The following is a 19305-nucleotide window of genomic DNA, read 5'->3' on the forward strand; positions in this document are numbered from 1 at the left end:
ATTGTCCCTGCAAGATCGGTTTCAAGATATATCGGGGAAACAAAAAGGCGCTCCGAGCCTATGAGCTTGAAGCGCCTTCAAAAAATATTTTGCGATAATTAGGTGGCAAGACCTGTATTGGGGCCGCGATCGGCTCGGTCGAATTCGCCATTACGACGGAAGCGCCACATATAGGTCGGTAGCACTTCGCCCATGCTAGTGGGAGTAATGCCAAATGCCGCGAGAGTGCGCTTGTCTCTGATAGCGTCGTCCGAAACCACATTATCGACCCCGAGCAAATCGACCTGGTCGCTGGTCACCACTGGCTTGAAGGGCAGAATACCCAAGAGGTTCGCGCCAAGTTTGGCGAGGCCAGCTGGGAATGGCACCAGCGGACGGTTGCGGCCAGCTTCGGCGAGAATGCGTTCCATAAGAACCTTGTGGCTTTCAACGTCTGGGCCACCCAGCTCGTAAATCTTGCCAGTCTTCACCTCGCCCTTTGCAGCCTTGGCAATGGCTTCCGCCACGTCGCCCACGAATACGGGCTGGAACTTCGTATTGCCAGCAATCAGCGGCATGATCGGCAAAATGCGCGACAGCGTACCCATGAGGTTAAAGAAGCCATCGCCAACGCCGAAGATCAGCGAGGGGCGCAAAATGATGGCCTGCGGATAAGCCGCCAGCACAGCTTCATCACCAGCAAGCTTGCTGGCTGCATATTTTGATACCGACGCAGCCTTATCAACGCCGAGCGCCGAGAGATGAACCAGCGTTGAAACCCCAGCGGCCTTGGCGGCGCGAGCGACAGTTGCAGCGCCTGTGGTGTGCACGGCGTCAAAATTCTGTTTGCCGCTCTGGTGGCCAATGCCGACCAGATTGATCACAATATCGGCGCCGGCGATGGCGCGCTGGACGGAAGCTTCATTGCGCAAATTGGCTTGGATCGGCACGATCTGACCAACAGAACCCGGAGTGCGCACAACACCTGCTAGGTCAGGACGACGAACAGCAACGCGAATACGGAATCCTTCGCGTGCCAACACCTGCACCAGATGGGTCCCGACAAATCCCGATCCACCAAAAATCGTGACGAGCTTCTGGGCATTGCGAGTCATAGACGGCACTCCTGCGACAAGTTGACCGGTTTTAGCCAAGCCCGGTCCGCCTGTCGAGTGTTTCGGCCCGCTTTGATGGCCGATTGTTTGCGCCCGATGGTGCTTTAGGCGCGCAGTTTTCCACTCAGCGCAGATTTTTTCAAATCCGATATTCAGCCCAGTTTTCAAGGGCCTTCGCTGTGGAAGAAATCGGGATAAGGGTTTGTATGGGTGCAAAGTTTTAGGCTGGCCCGCAAAGCGCGTTGACTTCGGAAACACCCTAATCTAGATAGTCACTCGTTGCCGCAGCACTGCTGCAAAAGCGACACTGCCCAGATGGCGGAATTGGTAGACGCGCACGGTTCAGGTCCGTGTACCGCAAGGTGTGGAAGTTCGAGTCTTCTTCTGGGCACCAATCCTTCTCGAAAACCCGTGTATCCCTCGTGGATGCGCGGGTTTCGTGCTTTAGGGCACTGAGGTTTCTCCGCTTGGTACAAAACTCTGGTACAAAGCGGCCTATTCCATGGGTTACCTTGTTAGAAACCTGACGTTCGACCAAAGCGCTGGTCGGTGGAAATATCGTCGGGTCATTCCCGTTGCGCTCCGGCAGCATATCGACCGGAACATCACTGAGTTTGTCCGCTGGCTCGGCGCGAAAGAGGGCACCTCCAAGACACCTTCGGCTTCCGTTCTAGCCGCCTGCGCTCAAGCTGTGGCCGAGTGTGAGGCTCTCCTATCCCTTGCCCGTAAGCGCCTCCTCGGTGAGTTCGATCAGCTGGACACTGCTGCGATCCGGCAGGTCATCAAACTCCTTCGGGATGATCTCGCGGAGCCAAGCCGCCGAGGGGCGCTGCTGAAGGCCTTGGGTGTTGCGCTGCATGATCCTGTTGAAGCTGTGGCTGATCTGCGGAAACTGATGAACTCAGGCGATTCGCTAGAGCATCTGCGGGCTTCTGTGGCGGCGCTTTGTGAGCGTTTGGGGTTGATGGTCGACAAGGACACGGAAGGCTTCCAGAGGCTCGCTCGCCGATGTCTGGCTGTGGTGCTTGAGGTGCTCTACCCAGAGGTTGAACCTCTTCCTGTCGCTGCTCCCACCAAGGTCGAACCTTCAAGAAAACCGATGGCTTCTGTAGCGCGTAAGGCCAAGCAGACCATTACTGGCCTTCCTGAGGCATGGTGGCGCGAGGCTGAGAAGGCGGGCCTGTCTGCCAGCACCAAAGAGGCTTACTTCCGAGTCACGCGGCAATTCCGGGCGTTCATTGGACATGATGATGCTGAGCGCGTAACGGCTGCTGATGTGGTTGCTTACAAGGACCATCGACTAGCTCAAGGGACGAGTCTTAAGACCATCAAGGGAACCGACATCTCCGCCCTGCGAGTGCTTTTTGGCTGGGCTGTCAGTCAGCAGCTGCTTGGTCACAATCCCGCAGACGGCATCAAGGTGATGAAAGCCAAGCGCAAGGTTGAGCGCTCCAAAGGTTTCACCGACGAGGAGGCGCGAGCACTGCTTACTGCGTCCTTCAAATACCAACCGTCAGGCTGGGAAAGCCCGCAGGTGACTGCTGTTCGCCGCTGGGTGCCTTGGCTGATGGCCTATACGGGTGCTCGTGTTGGTGAGGTCGTGCAGCTCCGCAAGGAAGACATCAGGCAAGAAGGTGATCATTGGGTTATCCGACTGACCCCTGAGGCGGGGACCATCAAGACCAGTGTCTTCCGAGACGTTGTCCTACATCCGCATCTGGTGGCCCTGGGGTTCATCACGTTCGTCCAAAGCCGTCCTTTCGGGCACCTCTTCCTCAAGCTGCTGCAGAAGACCGACAAGGCGGTGCATGGGGGCTTGGAGACCGCCAAGAACCGCGTCCGTGAGTTCGTCAGAACCATCATTACTGATGAGAGGGTGCAGCCCAACCACGCTTGGCGTCATCGGTTTGAGACCACTGCCAGAAGCCTCGGGAAGCGTGAAGACGTCACCAATGCAATCACCGGACATGCCACGGCTGGCGCTGCTGCGGGCTATGGCGAGGTGACCTTGGCGGCTCAGGTGAAGTTCTTCGAGGATTGGCCGAAGGTGGAGGTCTGAGAGCGGGGAGGGGGATTGGGGCCCCAGTTAGTAATAAGAAGGTCGATGTTCGGTCGACGCTTGCCAATTACGGACCCATATTACTGTAGCTAAGAAATCGCGGCCTAACGTGGCCCACGCTACAGCTCAACTCCCCCATATCTTCTGTAACCCGGTGACCCTCTACGAGGGGCCGGAAGGATTTCTCTATGACCACCAATAACAATTCTGGGCGCAGCCTCGTGCTGGCCATCGATGGCGCTTGCTTTGGCAACCCTGGCCCCGGCGGCTGGGCTGTGATTGCCTTTGAATACCAAGGTGACACTCTTGTCAGTCGCTCTGCCGTTGCAGGTAGCGCCAAGCGTAGCACGACCAATTGCCGATCCGAGTTGAAGGCCGGAGTGGAAGCCTTGCGGCTCACCAAAGACCTTTCCTATTCGAGCGTGACGATCCTCTCAGACAGCCAATACGTCACCAAGGGGGCATCTGAGTATCTGGCCGGATGGAAAGCCAATGGCTGGCGTAAGAGTGACCGCAAGCCTGTACTAAACAAGGACCTCTGGGAACAACTGGATCGCCTTGCGGAAGGGCTTGATGTCAACTGGAAGTGGGTCAAAGGCCACTCCGGCCACCCCATGAATGAAGCTGCGGACACACTGGCAAGTGATGCTGCCGCTGGGCTGGCCGGGTCACAAGACCAACTCCGCCAGTCACACCCTGAGCTGTTTTTCGAGGCAGCTTAAGCGACGATGGAGTACTTCGAGGAGGTGCTGGACCGGAAGACAGGCAAGCTGCTTTCGGTGTCCCAAGGTGACTGGATCACCGTGACCGAACTGGGGGAGTCCATGGGGCTGGGACCAAAAGAGACACGTTCTGTTTTGGCCAAAATGCAGTTCCTGCAGGTTGAGGGATCTGCGACCCATTCTCGTTATCGCCTCCCTCTCTGGGCGGTGGATGAAGGGCTGGGGCGGAGGATTGAGCGAAAGGGCAAACCGCCATTCGACGTCATCAGTCCCCTTGGGCAATCTTGGGTTGCAGAACGATGGGAAGAGACAATGGCAGCTATGGCTGCCGCCAAGGGCGAGCCTGTGAGGATCGCTCAAGCCGCCCTTGCCGCATTCAAGCAGGAGCGAAACGCTTACGCAGCAACTTGGGAGCGCCCTGAGATGACCACCAAAGAGGAGGTTTATTGGGTCGTTTATCACTTCCCTGAATTGACCCAATCAGAGATTGCTCAGGTTGTGCATGTGTCTCAGCCTCTGGTCCATCGGCTTCTGGCAGAACAGCGGAAGCGCTTAATTGAACTGAAAGAGAGGCGAGAGCGTGTCCTTGAGGTGAAGCCAAAAGTCGTCACTGGCGGTTAGCCCCTAGGTTACCTGTCGGATCTCCGTGAGTGATACCCCGGTTTATTACCCATGATTATAACATGCGTGAAAGGCTGGGGAGGGACAGCGTCTAATCGCAATTGACCGCCCACCTCTTCCCTGACAGCCTGTCTTATAGACTTATGCGCTGGGGAGGCGTGGGTGAGTTTTCAGTTGTTGGTTCATTGCGACTGGAGTCTAGACTCTCGCAAGCGTTGGATGGTTGTCGCGCAACGACAGGGCAGCTTGTGGCGTGTTGAACCACCAGAGTTGGTAGGTGAAGGGAGCAGTCTGCTTAGTCGTCTCCGAAAGCGTCTTCATCAAGAGGGGGCGATATTGGTTGGCTTCGACTTTCCAATCGGCCTCCCGGCAGCCTACGCGAAGCTGGCTGGCTTTTCGTCATTTAAGCAGGCATTGGCAACTCTTGGGCAAGGCGAGTGGGCGAATTGGTTCAATGTTGCTCAGAGCCGCAATGAGATTGCCATTCATCGTCCATTCTACCCGATGCGACCGGGAGGGACCAAAAAGTCTCACCAGCACGAAGCTCTAGGTGTCTCTGATTCAAAGACATTGTTGAGGACGTGCGAGCTGGCTACGACCGACCGGCAGGCTGCTTGCAGTCTCTTTTGGACGTTGGGCGGCAATCAAGTTGGAAAGGGAGCTATCTCAGGGTGGTCCGAAGTTGTAATCCCAAGCCTTAATCAGGCGGGGATATGGCCATTTGATGGACCGCTGTCGCAGTTGGAGTCCAAGTTTCCTGTGGTTCTCGCAGAGACTTACCCGGGTGATGTCTACGCTCAGCTTGGTATTTCGCGTGGGGGCTGGAGCAAGCGCCGACAAGCTGACAGGAGTAAAGTCGGTCGAGTTATCGCTACGTGGCTAGTTGAGCATCCGCAGGTCGATGCATCGGGCCTGTTGGCGGCTCTAGAAGATGGCTTTGGTGAGGACAAAACCGGGGAAGACCGTTTTGATGCGTTTGTCGGGCTACTGGGCATGCTTTCAGTTGTCACTGGTGAGAGGGCAGAGGCGATCGGGGTTGATGAGTCCATTCTTATCCATGAAGGCTGGATACTGGGGCACCATCGTTAGCTAACGTCGAGCCTCGCCTGTGCGGGACGAAAGCAGACAGCGGCAAGAGCAGCGTGAAATAGAAGCGGACATTCGTTTTTCAGAGAGGGTGGGGCTACCAATACGTGATGTCGTCGCTCCCTTCATAGGCCCGAGCTTGCTGCTGGAGCGATGTGCCTTACCTAGGGGGGCGCAAAACTCTGGGTTTTGGCGGGTCCCATCGCAACACAGGTGCCTTAACTCACTATTCGTATTTTAGATGTTGACCTGCATTTTTACCCTAATCGGATATCCGCAAAGAGTGTCCAAGTGTAATCTGATTACACGTGCCTTCGTTTAATGAGCCTTGGTGTGGGCCGTCGTTAGCTTTCCTCTGATTGGGGCTAACTTCAATTCAGGCCCTTTTGTGGTGGCAAGCGATCGACGTTTTGGTCTGTTGCCGCTGTACTCGCCCCACCTAGTGGTTAAAGCATTAGGTGGACGCTAGCATTCGGAATGCGTCGGCAAGCTTGTTACGTATGCAAGGACCTATTGGGTGTCTCGTGTTCTAAATATGAGAGATGACCGATTGGGCCTAAGCGCGTCCTGCTTTGCGTAGTCACTGTGTTCGTACCGATGGTCACTTGGACAATAAACATCCCTGATGATTTTTGCGAAAAGTCTGTGAGCGTATTCGTATATGGCCCCTCAGGGATTTTCCCCCGGTGCCCCATGTCGGTCGATGTCAATTCACCTATGCCGCCAACGATCAGTGGGTTGCCTTGGGCCTTGTTCAACCGCTGGTACCGGTGCTGCTGACTCCTTCAATCTGCCCACAAGGTATACCTCTATGGGCAGGGCGGTGGATGCGCTGAGAGGTGCCCACAAGGGTTGACTTCGATTTGTGGGCGCATATCTTTGTAGGCAGAACCTTTGTTGGCAGTTGCTCGTATGTCTCGCACCATCCTCTATGCTCGTGTCTCCACCGTCGATCAGAACCTCGATCACCAGCGTACCCAAGCCGAAGCTGCTGGGTTCGTCATCGATGAAGTCATTGCCGACCACGGGCAGTCAGGTGTCACCACGGCACTGGCCGAGAGGCCTGAGGGCAAGCGCCTATACGATAAGCTCCGGCATGGGGATGTACTGGTCGTTCGCTGGGTGGATCGCTTGGGGCGCAACTATCAGGACGTCACAGACGCCATACGTCACTTCATGAGACAAGGCGTGATCATCCGGACGGTGATCAACAATCTGACCTTCGACGGAGCGACCACAGACCCGATGCAGGAAGCTGTCAGGGACGCGCTGATCGGCTTTATGGCAGCGACGGCTCAGGCCCAAGCAGAGGCCACCAAGGAGGCTCAGAAGGCTGGTATCGCTGACGCGAGAGCAAAGGAGCCGGTGAAGTACCGAGGGCGTAAGCCAAGCTTTACTCGGGATCAGTTGGACACCATGCGGGACATGCTGGCGGCTGGTTCAGGGGCTTCTGCCATTGCGAAGGCCACGGGTCTCACTCGGCCTACCGTCCAACGGCTTCGGGACGATCTGGGAGCAGCTGAGCTGGTGCTGGCGAAATGGGATTGCTGAGGCTCAAAGGCTTAGCTTTCTGCTCCCACATTTTTTGGTCCTCGGGGCCGTAAGCAGCACCTAGCCCGCCCGGATTACCGGCAGCAGCCTGTTGAGGTCGATCTGCAAAGGGCTTTCTTCCCTGTACTGGTGCCTGATCTGAACCGCGCGTTATGCTGCTTAAATCTTGTCGCGGATACTTTTTGCAGTGTGATCCTAGACGCTGCTAAGCTGACAGCGATCTGCATCCGAGGGCATGTGTGTTGCCCGGTAGGTGCATGTGGGGAGAAGTGTATGAAGAAGATATTGGCGACGGCAACAGCTATGCTTCTGGTCTTTACGGTCGCAGCTGACGCGCACGGCGGTGGGTGCCGCAAGAATTCGCCTCCGGGCCAGTGCTGTCACAACGAAACGCGGACAGGGCAGGTTCATTGCCACTGAGCCCCACAATTGGGGACTAAAAGGTCGAGAAGCATCTACCCAAGGTGACGCTGATTGTCTTCCGGCGGGCGGCTAGGCGGATATCTTCAGGGGTCACGGAGCTGAGGAGCAGTTCAGCGACAAGTACAGCGGCAATTCTCTGGATGGTCGTCCCAAGCTCGAAGTAGCAATCCGTTTTGCTCGCTCTTGCGATGGCCTGCTGGTGACACTGCTTGATCGTCAGGCCCAATCCGCTGTCGATCTCCATAGCATCAGCAAGGAGCTTGAGGCGAAAGGCGTTGACGTCATCGCGACTGAGCCGAGCATAGACACGACGACGCCAAACAAGCCGCCTGACGTTCAACATGCTGGCCGTCATCGCAGAGTTCGAGACGGACTTACGTAAGGAAAGCTAGCTTGAAGCGATCGCCAAGGCTAAGCAGGAAGGCCGCTACAAGGGGCGTCCTGTGAGCGTTGTGCTTGAGAGGCCATCCGCTCAGCTTTGACCGGTGGTGAGCTTCCTTTGGTCGTTGCAAAGAGACTGAACGTGGCAAGATCAACTGTATATCGCTTGTCTTGGATCGATCAGTCGTCAGGTTGCCCAAATTCTCTCTATGAGGCCGCAGATCACTGGCAGTTCATGAGTGCAAAATCGACCGTTTCGTGACTGAATAGGCCTTCGACTTTTACGGGAACAGCACTTTGGACCAAGCTGGCTATACGCGAAGCATGGTCGCTACAGGGGTTCAAAATGTGCACCTTGAACACCCCGTCGCCGCACAAGTCCTTCAGAACGTATCTAAGAAGCGACGATATCATAAAATCATCGTTGCCAGCACTAAAACCAATGATCGAACAGCCTCTCGACAGCGAGACCTTAATCAAGGTTGACCAAACCCATTGAAGTTGATTGACGGCCGTCAACTTGCCGTAGCCTGGAAGCATAATCAGGGGAAGATGACAGCGTGGCTGCAGCCAACTATCGTGGCTCATAAAAGCGTTGTTGGCAAATGTGTTTGTGCCTATACCCAGCCATCCTGAAGGCTGTTTACTAGGCTCGAAGTAGCTCCAGTGGATAGACCCGTGTGGCTTCATCAGGTGCAGTTTTCCGGCTTCTCCACGATATGAGTATGGGATGCCATGTTTAACCAGCAAAACCTCGAGCAGGACATCCCAGTTTAAGGAGATGACGAAATCCGTTGTCGCTAGCCCTTTCACAAAATCATCGTAGTAAGGAGGGATACTGACACCTTTTTCAGGGAGATGCACAGCTTTGGCCAAAAAGTACTTGAGTGCATACAGCCTCTGCGCAGAAAAGTTTGCTCGATCGAAGTAATGCATCATCTCGATCTGAGTGCACAAGTCCACCACTAGGTCGCCCCCTACACGGCTACTTCCCACATCAGCACGTTCCCAGCTACTCAGTTCATCAAAAAGCGCTGGCTCTTCCAGCTGCCAGAAATTCATAGCTCTGGCCCAAAGTTTATCTAAAGTCGAATAACCAGCAGGCGCCGAAAATCCCGCCCCGAGGACAAACGTCCGCCCGTCACGCACCTCACCGCCTCCATGTATTATTCATTTGCCCTCGAGTGTTTCTGCTGCCCTTAAAGAAGAAATAAGGCTTGCTGCAATGAGGTCCGCAACCCTTCTATCTGCTTTTCAGCAACGCTAACGTATATACGTCGCGCCAATATCGATCCGCTTTGCAGCCCTGCGCATGACGTCGGATTGGGCCCGACAACTCGACCGGCACACCGCGAGCCACTGATCAAAGACGAGGTCAGATGGCGAATGGGTCTGCAGCTTTAGGCGACGGCCGAGTAATCGGCTTCTCCTTAGGAGGGGAAGCGAAAGGATCGGTAATGGCGTCCTCAATTTCCAATTGGCATTTGGATATCTCAGCGGTCGCCCTGTGAGTATCCTTCAGGCTGAAGCCGCCAATGTTACGACTGCCCCAATGCACTGTTAGAAGGTGTTTTTTGGTAAACTCAGTCAAGAAATCGAAGTTGCTGCCTGACAGAATTAGAACAGGGAGATTTCCCATCATTGACCCGACAGCTGTGACACCCCAAGGCGCGGCACGATCAAGCTGCAATGACAGCTCGTAATCTTTCCCTGGTTCAATCGAACCCCAGCTCGGATTACCAAACATCAAATAGTAGGGGTTATTGCCGTCTACGCCGTCATAGCCGAACCGCAAAATAGTACCGCTATTATAACTCGTAACGGCAAAGCACCCCCGGATCGAGCTGTCGTAGGCTATCGTCCAATTTCCTACCGTCGTAATCGGGGTGCTATCCTGTGCTGTCGTCGTTGAAACCGAGAGTAACAGCGCTCCAATGGCGACAGCCAAGCCAACGTTATTTTTCATCTATCCCTCCCAAATTCCGCAAATTAACAGTGCGTGTACGCAAATCCGTCTATAGGGCCACCGCTAAGGCGGTTGTAGTGTTAATGTTTAAGTGTATGACGTCAGCCCTACTGCACAAAAGATCACGCACATAGTGAACATACGCATCACTGTGAGGTCGGTCATTATGACCGCTACGCACCTATAGTTATCGTATTATGGCATCAGAACTTTTGCCTTTTCAATCTACTCTTTGCGCAACACTACCGGATACCCACCGCTCGTAACGCGCTCAGCCTCGCCGCCCTACGCGTGACCTTCGATGGCGATGGCATTCTCCAGCGGAACCCGTCAGCGTGACATACAGCCTCGAATGCGGGGCGAGCACATTGGTGACCTCCCACAATATTCAGCGGTGGGAGGGGGCTGATTAGGGGTTAGCCGCCTTGAACGGTATAATCTTTGCGAGTTCACGTGCTAGCCCGGGAATGCGGACGAGAGTTTCGCCGTAGTCCTCGCCCGACGAGCCCTTTGCCCTTCCAGTTATGTAACGCTTGGCGCTGTCGCCATCGCCATCGCCTATGCAGATGTCTTCGAATAGATGCCGCCAGCCGTGGCTTAGGGCAACGCCCTCGCGCTGCACGTTCGCGCCCTTGGGATTGCGAAACCACCTTTGAATGGCGCCGTCTCCGTCCTTGTCGAATAGTCGTTCAATCTTGATCGACAACACGAATGACAGAAGGCTCTCTTCAATGAGCTCGGGATACAATGGGACGTAACGGATAGAGCTTGCCGTCTTCATCGATCTTTTAGGTGTCTGGTTGATCTTGAAAAACCAATAGCCCTCAACCTCGACAAAGTCCTCGCGCTCCCAAGGAGCCAGCTCTTTAATACGGGCGCCCATGTAAGCACCGACCCTTAGCACCGGACCTAACAGCCCCAGCCGCGTCCTATTGCTAACCTAGGGCTGCTTGGGATGCGAGGTATGTTTAAAGCACCTCGTAAGGCCACGCGTGGTACGAGTAGAGAAAGTCCTTACTGCCTTCACGGTCAGTCAGCTTCACCCTGATTAGAAAGCGTGTGCCCAACGGATAGCGTTTGGTGTCGCGCATTTCTCGTGGGCACTCGACGTGGAGAGACGTGGGGTAAATGCCGTCGGGGCATGGACGAACGCGGACTTTCTTTTCGGCCTCATCATAGAAGCTTTCTGCTTCGATCACGCGGAATGGCTCGTTCGGTTTCGCCAATGTATGCTCCTGATATTGCTGGAGTTTATTTCGCCACACTAGCGTGGAGGTCAATAGTCGTTTGACGTTGTCTCGGTGATTTTTACCGTTGTTGTCCAGCCCGGGTTGTCCCAAAGCGTGAATTGGCTTTGCGTTTAGGGAAAGCAGAAGATGGCAAGATATGAAGCGTTGAGGGCCACGTGCGTACATGCGGATAAGCTGTATGCAGCAACAGGTCTGCTAATAGACCGATATCGAACTCCAGTTTGGTACCATGAGTTAGACAAGGGATTTCATGATCTGCAGACAAAGGGCATTGATAGCCTTGGTTTCATTCTGCGTCGGGACTTGTGGCTGGTGGAGAGGCCTCGCCTGAAGTTGAGCGCGGAGATCAACGGGCCTAGGAATTTAAAGGTTAGGTGGGCACCCTTTGATGAAAATTTCTTCTCTCGCCCGGGGGTGGACCAAGAGTTCAGTCCCCGAGTGCTAGAGTTCAGTTGCTCCAGCGCTAGTGAATTGATCTTTATGCGCAACCCATGGGTCATGACGCGCGAGGAGGATATTCACTTCCTTGCATCTAAACTCTTAATGTTCGCTCTATCCGAGTACTGGCTCTGGATGATTGGTATCCTCCATGAGAACTTCGATCTGACTATCGAAAGTCACTTCGACGTCACCCCCTGCATCGATGGTGAATACTTCACTGCTCGTGATCTCAATGGAATGGATCCAGCTTCCGCTCTTGACCACGCCCGCAAACCCTTGATACAAACCCGTTGAACGCGGCGGACCTAAGTGTTTGATATCGCGAAGATTTGGTGAGAAAACCCGTTAATCTTCTTCTGGGCACCAATCCTTCTCGAAAACCCGTGTATCCCTCGTGGATGCGCGGGTTTCGTGCTTTAGGGCACTGAGGTTTCTCCGCTTGGTACAAAACTCTGGTACAAAGCGCGGGTGTTTACCCTTCTAGGGTCAGATCAGGCGCTGGCGTCTGATCCGGGCGTGGGCGACAAAGCCGGCCAAGATGCTTCCCAAAACCGCGAGTAAGAACGGCCAGTGGCGCAGCTGTGCGAACAGCGTGCTGTCTAGCCGCTCATAGGGACGGACATCGAGAGCCCCCATTTCACCCGGCGCGAGCTGTGCTGTGATGCGACCCAGTGGGTCGGTGGCATAGGTGAGGCCGGTATTGGCGACGCGAATGAGGCTCATGCCTTCTTCGACGGCGCGAATTCGGGCGTGGTGCGCGTGCTGGCTGGGGCCGTAGGACGCATCGAACCAAGCGTCATTGGTGACATTGAGCAGGAAGCCTGCATTGGCGGTTTCGCCGAGATCACCGGAAAACAAAATTTCGTAACAGATCAGCACCAGAGCGTTGATGCCGCCGGGTAGGGTCATCAAGCGGCGCTTGGCGTCGCCTGCGGCCCAACCATCCGACCCGGGCACGAATTGCTGCACGCCAATTTTGGCAAGGAGCTCGTCGAACGGCAGATATTCACCAAAGGGGACGAGATGGGATTTGTCGTAGCTAGAGACGATCTCGCCTTCAGTGTCGACAACGATCACTGAATTGTATGGTTTGCCTGAGGCGTCCGCTGCATCCAATGCATAGGGACGACGTGGCGCGCCGGTGATGAGGCTGGCTTGCGGGGGCAGGAGACGTGCGATCCGGGTGAGGGCCTCTGGATAGGCTTCGAGATAGAAAGGGAGACTCGATTCTGGCCAAACGAGATGGGTGATATCGGCTAGACCCTGATCGATCGGGTCCATGCGCATCTCCGACAACATGGTGAGGCGGTCGATGAGTGCGACTGGGTCGACATTGCCAAAATCGCTGTGCTCATAAACCAGTGGCTGCACGAGGCGCATATGCATGTCGGTGCGCTGGGTGACCGGTGTGGTGTTGAGCCGGTTCCAGCCATAGCCAAGCATGGAGGCGACGACAAAGATGGCGCCAACGAAGGGCGACAATCGCCGGGACCAATTGCGATCATCCGCCGGCCAAATCAGGGCAGGGGTCGCGGCAATCAACGGCGCGATAAAGCTTAGGCCATAGACGCCGACCAGTGAGCTTGTCTGCATCAATTCTTCAATTGCGGTGAGGCTGTAGCCGAGCAGATCAAACGGAAAGCCGGTGAGCACATGGCCGCGAGCAAATTCTGCAGCGGCAAGCCAGCCAGCGAGAGTAAAAATACGCGTGCCCCCGTGGCTCCAGCTCATATGAGCAAAGGCACTGGCCAGGCCCCAGAAGAGAGCGATCAGCGCTGAGAGCGCCAGGATGGCAAATGGCATGGCTGCGACGAACCAGCCCCCATCGACGAAAAACGCTGCGCCCAGCCAATGAAAGCTAACGAGGAAATAACCAAGGCCGAAAGCAAAGCCAATGGAGAAGGCGGGGCCGAAGAGGCGCTTATGCCCTTTGCCGCGTTCCGCACCATCGAGAGCCCAGATCCAAATGGGCATGGCGACGAACAGCGCTGGCAGAAGGAAAAACGGAGGGACAGAAAGCCCTGCAACAAGCCCTGCCAGCAGCAGGATCAGGAACCGGCGCCAACCCTGGCTCAGCATCGTCGTTTCAGCGAGCCATGTCATATCGAGATACGCAGCGAATCAATGGGCATAAAGGCAAGGTGGTCGCAGTGGGGTGAGGCGTCAAGGCGGTGGACTCAAGCCATTTTGAGCGATAGTGCCTGTTAGAACCCGCCTTGGGAGATCCTCGCTTGCCCGCAATTACCCTTGCTATCGACACAGCTGCTCCGCGCCTTCAGTTGGGCCTGCTCTTGGCAGACGGTACCAGTGATTTCATCGTTGATGACATCGCCAAAGGGCACGCGGAAATTCTCTTCGCGCGTCTCGACACTTTGCTGTCGCGGAACAACGTCTCCAACGCTGATATTGAGCGCATCGCAGTCACCACTGGCCCAGGTTCGTTCACCGGTCTGCGCATCGGCCTTTCCGCAGCGCGCGGCCTTGGTGTCGCCCGCAAGATACCCGTGCTGGGCATCCCAAGCTTACAAGCGCTTTCGCTGACCGTGGCGAGCGGTCCTGTTGCAGTTTTCCTGGATGCCCGTCGCGACGAAGCCTATTTTCAGACGTTCTCGGCGCCCGGCGTCCCGGAAACTGCCGCGCGACTGCTGCCGTTTGAAGAGGCGCGCGCTGCTATTTCCCATGAGGCGACCTTGGTCGATAGCCCCTTTATCGATATCGTCGCTATGGCTCGTTTTGCTGCCGAACAAGATGTCGCCGACTATCCGCCACATGCGAGCTATGTGCGCGATGCCGACGCCAAGCCGCAAAACGCGTCTCGCATTCCAAGGCGCGTCTGATGGATAAGCTGTGGTTGGCCCCGCAAGGGCTGCATATCGAACCGGCAGAGCCTTCTGATGCGGCCGCCTTGGCGAGAATCCATGCTGGATCATTTTATCGCGGCTGGTCGAGCGAAGAGTTCTCCAACTTTATCGCCGACAAGGCGACACCAACCTATGTGGCTTGCGATGCCAAGCGCCGCATCGCCGGCTTTGCGGTTATTCGCACAGTGCTTGATGAGGCCGAGCTTCTCACCATCGCGGTTGATAAAAAGTGGCGCAACAAGCGCTTAGGACGTGCGCTGCTCGATGCGGTGTTTGCTGATCTGCTGATGAGCCCAGTGACCACCATGTTTCTGGAAGTCGACGAGCAGAACACCCCCGCGATCCGCCTCTACGAACATCACGGCTTTAAGGCTGTCTCGAAGCGGAAGGGGTATTATCCACGCCCCGATGGCTCGGCAGCCACCGCGCTTGTCATGACGCGCGATCTTGGTTAACCCGGTTGTTTAGAGTGCGCGCGGGAGCGGAAACATGACCAAACTCACATCTGATCCCACCCTCGAGGAAGCATGTGTTGCTAAAGGCATGCGCATGACGGATCAGCGGCGCGTAATCGCTGCGGTGATCGAAGAGAGCACCGACCATCCCGACGTGGAAGAGCTTTACCGTCGCGCCTCGGCGATTGACGGACGCATTTCGCTGTCGACGGTCTACCGCACCGTTAATCTGTTTGAAGAAGCTGGCTTGGTTACCAAGCATGATTTCAAGGACGGTCGCGCCCGTTTTGAGCTCATCCCTGATGAGCACCATGATCATCTGATCGACATTCGCACTGGCACGGTCATCGAGTTCCGAAATGAGGAAATCGAGGCTATCCAGGAAGTTATCGCAAAGCGACTTGGCTATAAGCTCGTCGACCATCGGCTTGAGCTCTACGCTGTGCCTCTAAACGCCCCCAAGACTAAGCAGGACTAACGCGTCTCATGATTTTCAGGACTATCTTTTTCCTGTTCATCCTTGTCCCCTACATCATCATCGCCTTGCCGATCCAATGGGTGATCGTCAAGCTGGATATGAAGTGTTGGCAGTATGTCCCGCGGGGCTTCCATAAGCTCAGCTGTATTCTGCTCGGCCTGCGCGTCCGCGCCATTGGGACGCCGTCCGAAGGACGCCCGACGCTCATGGTGTCAAACCACATTGCTTGGACCGACATTATCGCTATCGGCTCACAAGCGCCGGTGACATTCGTTGCCAAGCGCGAAGTTGGTGACTGGCCGATCGTCAAGCAGCTCGCCTATCTGCAGCGCACGATTTACGCTGACCGCAATCGACGCTCGGAAACCGGACGCACCGCAGAAGCCATGGGCAAGCACATTGCCGACGGTCATTCTGTCGTGTTGTTCGCCGAAGGCCAATCGGACATTGGCACCCACGTGTTACCGTTCCGCTCGGCGCTCGTTGGAGCCGCTCAGATGGCGATAGCTGGAGCTGGGGCGAAGGACGTTGTGCTGCAGCCCGTGACGATTGCCTACACCAAGCTGCAGGGCCTCCCCATCAGCCGCAATGAGCGCTCGCTAATCTCGTGGTCGAAATCCAATTCCCTTGGTCAGAACCTACGCGAAATCTTTGGCGGCTCGATCAAGGACATTACAGTAGCCTTTGGCACGCCCATGCCGCTGACGTCGACCACTGATCGCAAGCTGGTCACCAAAGCCGCCGAAGACGTCGTTCGGGCCAATCTGGTGGCGCTCAATCGCGGTGGTGAAGTCCGCGTTTAGCCGTCTCAGCCCGGCTATCGAAAACATTTTGGGCGCGCTCATCCTGCAGGTGGCGCGCCCAAGTTTTATTCAGGGGTGCTGTTTGAGGCCGCTGGATGCGGAATATCGCTCGGCGCAGCGAAGTCATCATTTGAAGCCATCGGCGCATCCGCTGGAAATACGTTGCCCGATAGTGGCTCTGGGCTAGAGGAGAGGCGCGATTTAAGCCGACCGATGATGTCGGCTGCCTTCACCATCAGGGACAACTCAATATCGTCCTCAGGCGTGCCTTCAACTGCGTCTATCCAGACCGGTACAAAAATTTCATGCTCGATGAGGCGTCCGCCGATGGTCTCGGCAAGAACGGCGCGCACTTTACCCGTGATCCTATTTTGCAGACGAGGATGGCTGTGGCGCTCTGACAGCGCAATGTCGATCAGCTCTAAGGTCATGAATTCCTACGGCTCTTTGCGAGCTCGTGACCAAATTGGCCCGGTTAAGTTCATAACCCCTTAACGACACAAGTGTGGCTTTAGTTCTCCCCAGCTGGGAATTTTTGGTCACAGTTTTGTTAGCTGGTTAAACGACGACAGCCTTCTCGACGCGCCCAGATTCTCCGAACACTCGTAGGTATCTTTCAATCTGAGATTTTTCGCCGGTGGCCTTCGCTGGATTGTCTGAGAGCTTAACCGCAGGTCGGCCATTTGCCTCACTCACCTTGGCAACCAGTGAGATGGGTTTGAGCGCCCTTTGCGGGACGGGAGAGCATCCCTCAAAGTCGTTTGTGAGGTTGGTGCCCCAGCCAAAGCTCATGCGCACCTTGCCCTCAAAGTGCAAATAGGCTTCCTCGATCATGTCGACGTCGAGCCCATCCGAAAAGATCAGGAGCTTTTCTTTCGGGTCGCGGCCACGCGATTTCCAGAAATCGATAATCTTTTCGCCGCCTTCAATGGCCGGGGCGCTATCGGGCCGGAAACCAGTCCAATCGGCGACCCAATCAGGCGCATCGCGGAGGAATGCGTCTGTGCCAAAGGCATCTGGCAGGACGATGAGGAGATTGCCCCCGTAATAGCTCTTCCAGTCCTGTAGGACGCGGTAGGGCGCTTCGCGCAATTCCTCGTCGGAACGTGCAAGGGCCGCAAGCACCATAGGGAGCTCATGGGCGTTGGTCCCGAGCGCTTCGAGGTCGGTATCCATCGCCAGCTTTACGTTGGACGTCCCGGTGAAATTATCGCCAATCCCTTCCTTGAGCGCTTCAACGCACCAGCGCTGCCAAAGGAATGAGTGACGACGACGCGTGCCGAAATCTGAAATTTTGAGGTCGGGCAGTTTCTTGAGCCGCTCGACCTTGTCCCACATTTTAGCTTTCGCACGGGCATAGAGCACGTCGAGCTCAAAGGGGCCAAATTCCTTCATGGCGGCGCGGGAGCGCAACTCGTTGATGATCGCGAGGGCCGGAATTTCCCACATGGTGGTTTCAACCCACGGGCCGGGGAATTCCAAAATGAACTGGCCATCGCGCTTTTCGAGGCGATACTCGGGCAGCTGGAAGTTTTCGAGCCAGCGCAAAAAGCCAGGCTGGAAAATCTGCCGCGAACCATAAAAGCTGTTACCGGCCAGCCAGATCATTTCTTTTTTTGAGAGGCGCAGAGTGCGGCAGTGGTCAAGCTGGGCACGCAATTCGTCAATGTCGATCTCTTCCGCCAGCTTAACGCTATTGGTCCGATTGATCAGGGAGAAGGTGGCTTCAACCTTGGGATACAACCCCCAGATCATCTGCATCATCAACAGCTTATAGAAGTCCGTATCCAGCAGGCTGCGCACGATCGGATCGAGCTTCCACGTGTGGTTATAAACACGACGGGCAATATCGGTATAAGTCGCCAAAAGCAGCCTCCCAAGATCGGCGGCAGTTTGTACCGTTTTGTCTTCGCAATGGAAAGTCGTCAGAGCACAGCTTCGTCAGATGCACCCGTTTTATCCGCGCAGTTGAAACGATTCAAACCGGCCCAATTCTGCATCGATCGCCGCTTTGCTCTCGGCTGTTGGCGTTTCACGCCAAACGAAATGCTGCACTTTTAGCGTTTTAGTGCTGCGGTCGGTTTTGAGGTCGACCACGGCGGCAACGCGGTCTCCGATCAAAACAGGTAGAGCGAAATAGCCGTATTTGCGTTTTGCTGCTGGCACATAGGCCTCAAACACATGGCTATAATCAAAGACCATCTCGAGGCGTTTGCGCAGAATGATCAGCGGATCAAAGGGCGATAGAATATGCACGAGCTCTGGGTCGATTGAGTGTTCTGTTTCGAGCGTCTCAGGCTTTGCCCAATGCGCGATTTTTTCTGCGCCTTCCAGCGCTACAGCCACCAATTGCTTGCGTCTGACGCGTGCTTCGATCGCCTCGCTGGCCGCCTTCTTCATGCCTGCGTTGAGGTGACACACGGAGGCGAGTGAAACAAAACCCTGCGCTTTCAAGGCGCGGTCGAGGAGATAATTGGCCGTTTGTTGCTCAGTTGCGCGTCTTGGCGGTGTTTGCCATTCAAAATGCCGATGGGTCAGCTCATAGGTTTTGAGCATGCCAGCGCGTTCTGAAATGGTCACGAGCCCTTGGAAGAACATCAACTGAAGCACGCGTTTAGACGGCTTTTTGCTACCCCAAGCATGGGTCTTCTCGACGAGGACATCATCCTCAATGTCTCGGATCGAGAGTGGGCCTTCGTTGAGGAGGCGCTGGGTCATGGCTTTGACTTCAGCGGTGGTGACAGACCCGAACCAGGTCGACGGGGTGTCGCGAAACTTTTGCATGGCCGCGCCGAAGAACCGAAAATCAGCACTGGGCACATAGCTCAACGCATGGGTCCAATATTCAAATATGCTTTTGCTCTGGCTTTGGAGCTGCGCGAGGTCCGCTCGTGAATAGTCTGGTATGCGCGAAAACAGTATGTGGTGGTGGCAGCGTTCGATCACATTGATCGTGTCGATTTGCACATATCCCAAGTGCTCGATTGCCGCTTGTGCCGCGTTGGGCCCAGCCCCAAATGGCGCGCGCTCATCGAGCCTTTGCGCTGCCATCCAAATGGCGCGGGCGTGACTGCGTGGGATGACGCGTTTTGTTTCGATTGCCACAACTGTCTC

The 19305-nt window shown here is 55.6% G+C and carries 20 protein-coding genes and 1 tRNA gene; 12 read left to right on the top strand and 9 right to left on the bottom strand.

From position 1 onward, the window contains the following. Nucleotides 1–98: 98 nt before the first annotated feature. Nucleotides 99–1094 carry a complex I NDUFA9 subunit family protein gene (locus JHL21_RS11300; protein ID WP_200213535.1) on the bottom strand — a complete coding sequence of 332 codons (996 nt, stop codon included), beginning with the start codon at nucleotides 1092–1094 and terminating at the stop codon, nucleotides 99–101. A gap of 309 nt (nucleotides 1095–1403) precedes the next feature. On the opposite strand from JHL21_RS11300, the gene JHL21_RS11305 reads away from it, so the two are divergent. The 7 genes from JHL21_RS11305 (at nucleotide 1404) to JHL21_RS18000 (ending at nucleotide 7938) form a co-directional block, all read left to right on the top strand. Further along, nucleotides 1404–1488: transfer RNA gene (locus JHL21_RS11305), tRNA-Leu, on the top strand. Between the two features lie 108 nt (nucleotides 1489–1596). After that, nucleotides 1597–3153, top strand: coding sequence for a site-specific integrase (locus JHL21_RS11310; protein ID WP_200213536.1), 1557 nt, complete (start codon nucleotides 1597–1599; stop codon nucleotides 3151–3153). 188 nt (nucleotides 3154–3341) lie between these two features. Next, on the top strand, nucleotides 3342–3875 hold the full coding sequence (locus tag JHL21_RS11315) for a ribonuclease H (protein WP_200213538.1): 534 nt from the start codon (nucleotides 3342–3344) through the stop codon (nucleotides 3873–3875). 6 nt (nucleotides 3876–3881) lie between these two features. Beyond that, a complete protein-coding gene (locus tag JHL21_RS11320) occupies nucleotides 3882–4496 on the top strand; it encodes a helix-turn-helix domain-containing protein (RefSeq protein WP_200213539.1) in 615 nt (204 codons plus the stop codon). A gap of 336 nt (nucleotides 4497–4832) precedes the next feature. Further along, nucleotides 4833–5585 (top strand): DUF429 domain-containing protein, encoded by a 753-nt coding sequence (locus JHL21_RS11325; RefSeq protein WP_367948180.1) that lies wholly within the window; start codon nucleotides 4833–4835, stop codon nucleotides 5583–5585. A gap of 909 nt (nucleotides 5586–6494) precedes the next feature. Then, a complete protein-coding gene (locus JHL21_RS11330) occupies nucleotides 6495–7133 on the top strand; it encodes a recombinase family protein (RefSeq protein ID WP_200213542.1) in 639 nt (212 codons plus the stop codon). 559 nt (nucleotides 7134–7692) lie between these two features. Beyond that, nucleotides 7693–7938: a recombinase family protein gene (locus tag JHL21_RS18000; protein WP_210338899.1), complete on the top strand. Its 246-nt coding sequence runs from the start codon at nucleotides 7693–7695 to the stop codon at nucleotides 7936–7938. A 221-nt stretch (nucleotides 7939–8159) separates the two neighbouring features. On the opposite strand, the gene JHL21_RS11340 is transcribed toward JHL21_RS18000, so the two are convergent. From JHL21_RS11340 to JHL21_RS11355, 4 genes are all read right to left on the bottom strand, one after another. Next, nucleotides 8160–9086 carry a hypothetical protein gene (locus tag JHL21_RS11340; RefSeq protein ID WP_200213544.1) on the bottom strand — a complete coding sequence of 309 codons (927 nt, stop codon included), beginning with the start codon at nucleotides 9084–9086 and terminating at the stop codon, nucleotides 8160–8162. A gap of 226 nt (nucleotides 9087–9312) precedes the next feature. Beyond that, on the bottom strand, nucleotides 9313–9903 hold the full coding sequence (locus tag JHL21_RS11345) for a hypothetical protein (RefSeq protein ID WP_200213546.1): 591 nt from the start codon (nucleotides 9901–9903) through the stop codon (nucleotides 9313–9315). Between the two features lie 409 nt (nucleotides 9904–10312). Next, nucleotides 10313–10786 (bottom strand): hypothetical protein, encoded by a 474-nt coding sequence (locus tag JHL21_RS11350; RefSeq protein WP_200213548.1) that lies wholly within the window; start codon nucleotides 10784–10786, stop codon nucleotides 10313–10315. Nucleotides 10787–10871: 85 nt separating this feature from the next. Then, nucleotides 10872–11129, bottom strand: a complete 258-nt coding sequence (locus tag JHL21_RS11355; RefSeq protein WP_200213549.1) for a hypothetical protein — start codon at nucleotides 11127–11129, stop codon at nucleotides 10872–10874. A 150-nt stretch (nucleotides 11130–11279) separates the two neighbouring features. Between JHL21_RS11355 and JHL21_RS11360 the strand changes: the two genes are divergently transcribed. Beyond that, nucleotides 11280–11888: a hypothetical protein gene (locus JHL21_RS11360; RefSeq protein ID WP_200213550.1), complete on the top strand. Its 609-nt coding sequence runs from the start codon at nucleotides 11280–11282 to the stop codon at nucleotides 11886–11888. 192 nt (nucleotides 11889–12080) lie between these two features. Here JHL21_RS11360 and lnt read toward each other — a convergent pair whose 3' ends face one another. Beyond that, nucleotides 12081–13697: an apolipoprotein N-acyltransferase gene (gene lnt, locus JHL21_RS11365; protein ID WP_200213551.1), complete on the bottom strand. Its 1617-nt coding sequence runs from the start codon at nucleotides 13695–13697 to the stop codon at nucleotides 12081–12083. Nucleotides 13698–13825: 128 nt separating this feature from the next. On the opposite strand from lnt, the gene tsaB reads away from it, so the two are divergent. From tsaB to JHL21_RS11385, 4 genes are read left to right on the top strand one after another with little or no spacing between them, the layout of a single operon-like run. Next, nucleotides 13826–14431 (top strand): tRNA (adenosine(37)-N6)-threonylcarbamoyltransferase complex dimerization subunit type 1 TsaB, encoded by a 606-nt coding sequence (tsaB, locus tag JHL21_RS11370; RefSeq protein ID WP_200213552.1) that lies wholly within the window; start codon nucleotides 13826–13828, stop codon nucleotides 14429–14431. After that, nucleotides 14431–14910 carry a ribosomal protein S18-alanine N-acetyltransferase gene (gene rimI, locus JHL21_RS11375; RefSeq protein WP_200213554.1) on the top strand — a complete coding sequence of 160 codons (480 nt, stop codon included), beginning with the start codon at nucleotides 14431–14433 and terminating at the stop codon, nucleotides 14908–14910. The genes tsaB and rimI overlap by 1 nt, the downstream gene beginning before the upstream one ends. A gap of 34 nt (nucleotides 14911–14944) precedes the next feature. Beyond that, nucleotides 14945–15388 (top strand): Fur family transcriptional regulator, encoded by a 444-nt coding sequence (locus JHL21_RS11380; RefSeq protein ID WP_182394597.1) that lies wholly within the window; start codon nucleotides 14945–14947, stop codon nucleotides 15386–15388. 8 nt (nucleotides 15389–15396) lie between these two features. Beyond that, on the top strand, nucleotides 15397–16191 hold the full coding sequence (locus tag JHL21_RS11385) for a 1-acyl-sn-glycerol-3-phosphate acyltransferase (RefSeq protein WP_199531093.1): 795 nt from the start codon (nucleotides 15397–15399) through the stop codon (nucleotides 16189–16191). Nucleotides 16192–16256: 65 nt separating this feature from the next. Here JHL21_RS11385 and JHL21_RS11390 read toward each other — a convergent pair whose 3' ends face one another. From JHL21_RS11390 to JHL21_RS11400, 3 genes are all read right to left on the bottom strand, one after another. Further along, complete coding sequence (locus JHL21_RS11390; protein WP_200213555.1) at nucleotides 16257–16622, bottom strand: hypothetical protein; 366 nt, start codon at nucleotides 16620–16622, stop codon at nucleotides 16257–16259. Nucleotides 16623–16749: 127 nt separating this feature from the next. Then, a complete protein-coding gene (pncB, locus tag JHL21_RS11395) occupies nucleotides 16750–18057 on the bottom strand; it encodes a nicotinate phosphoribosyltransferase (protein WP_169194369.1) in 1308 nt (435 codons plus the stop codon). 90 nt (nucleotides 18058–18147) lie between these two features. Continuing rightward, on the bottom strand, nucleotides 18148–19242 hold the full coding sequence (locus JHL21_RS11400; protein WP_200213782.1) for a winged helix-turn-helix domain-containing protein: 1095 nt from the start codon (nucleotides 19240–19242) through the stop codon (nucleotides 18148–18150). Between the last annotated feature and the right edge of the window lie 63 nt (nucleotides 19243–19305).

Origin of the sequence: Devosia sp. WQ 349K1 (assembly GCF_016595685.1) — a bacterium.
Taxonomy (GTDB): Bacteria; Pseudomonadota; Alphaproteobacteria; order Rhizobiales; family Devosiaceae; genus Devosia.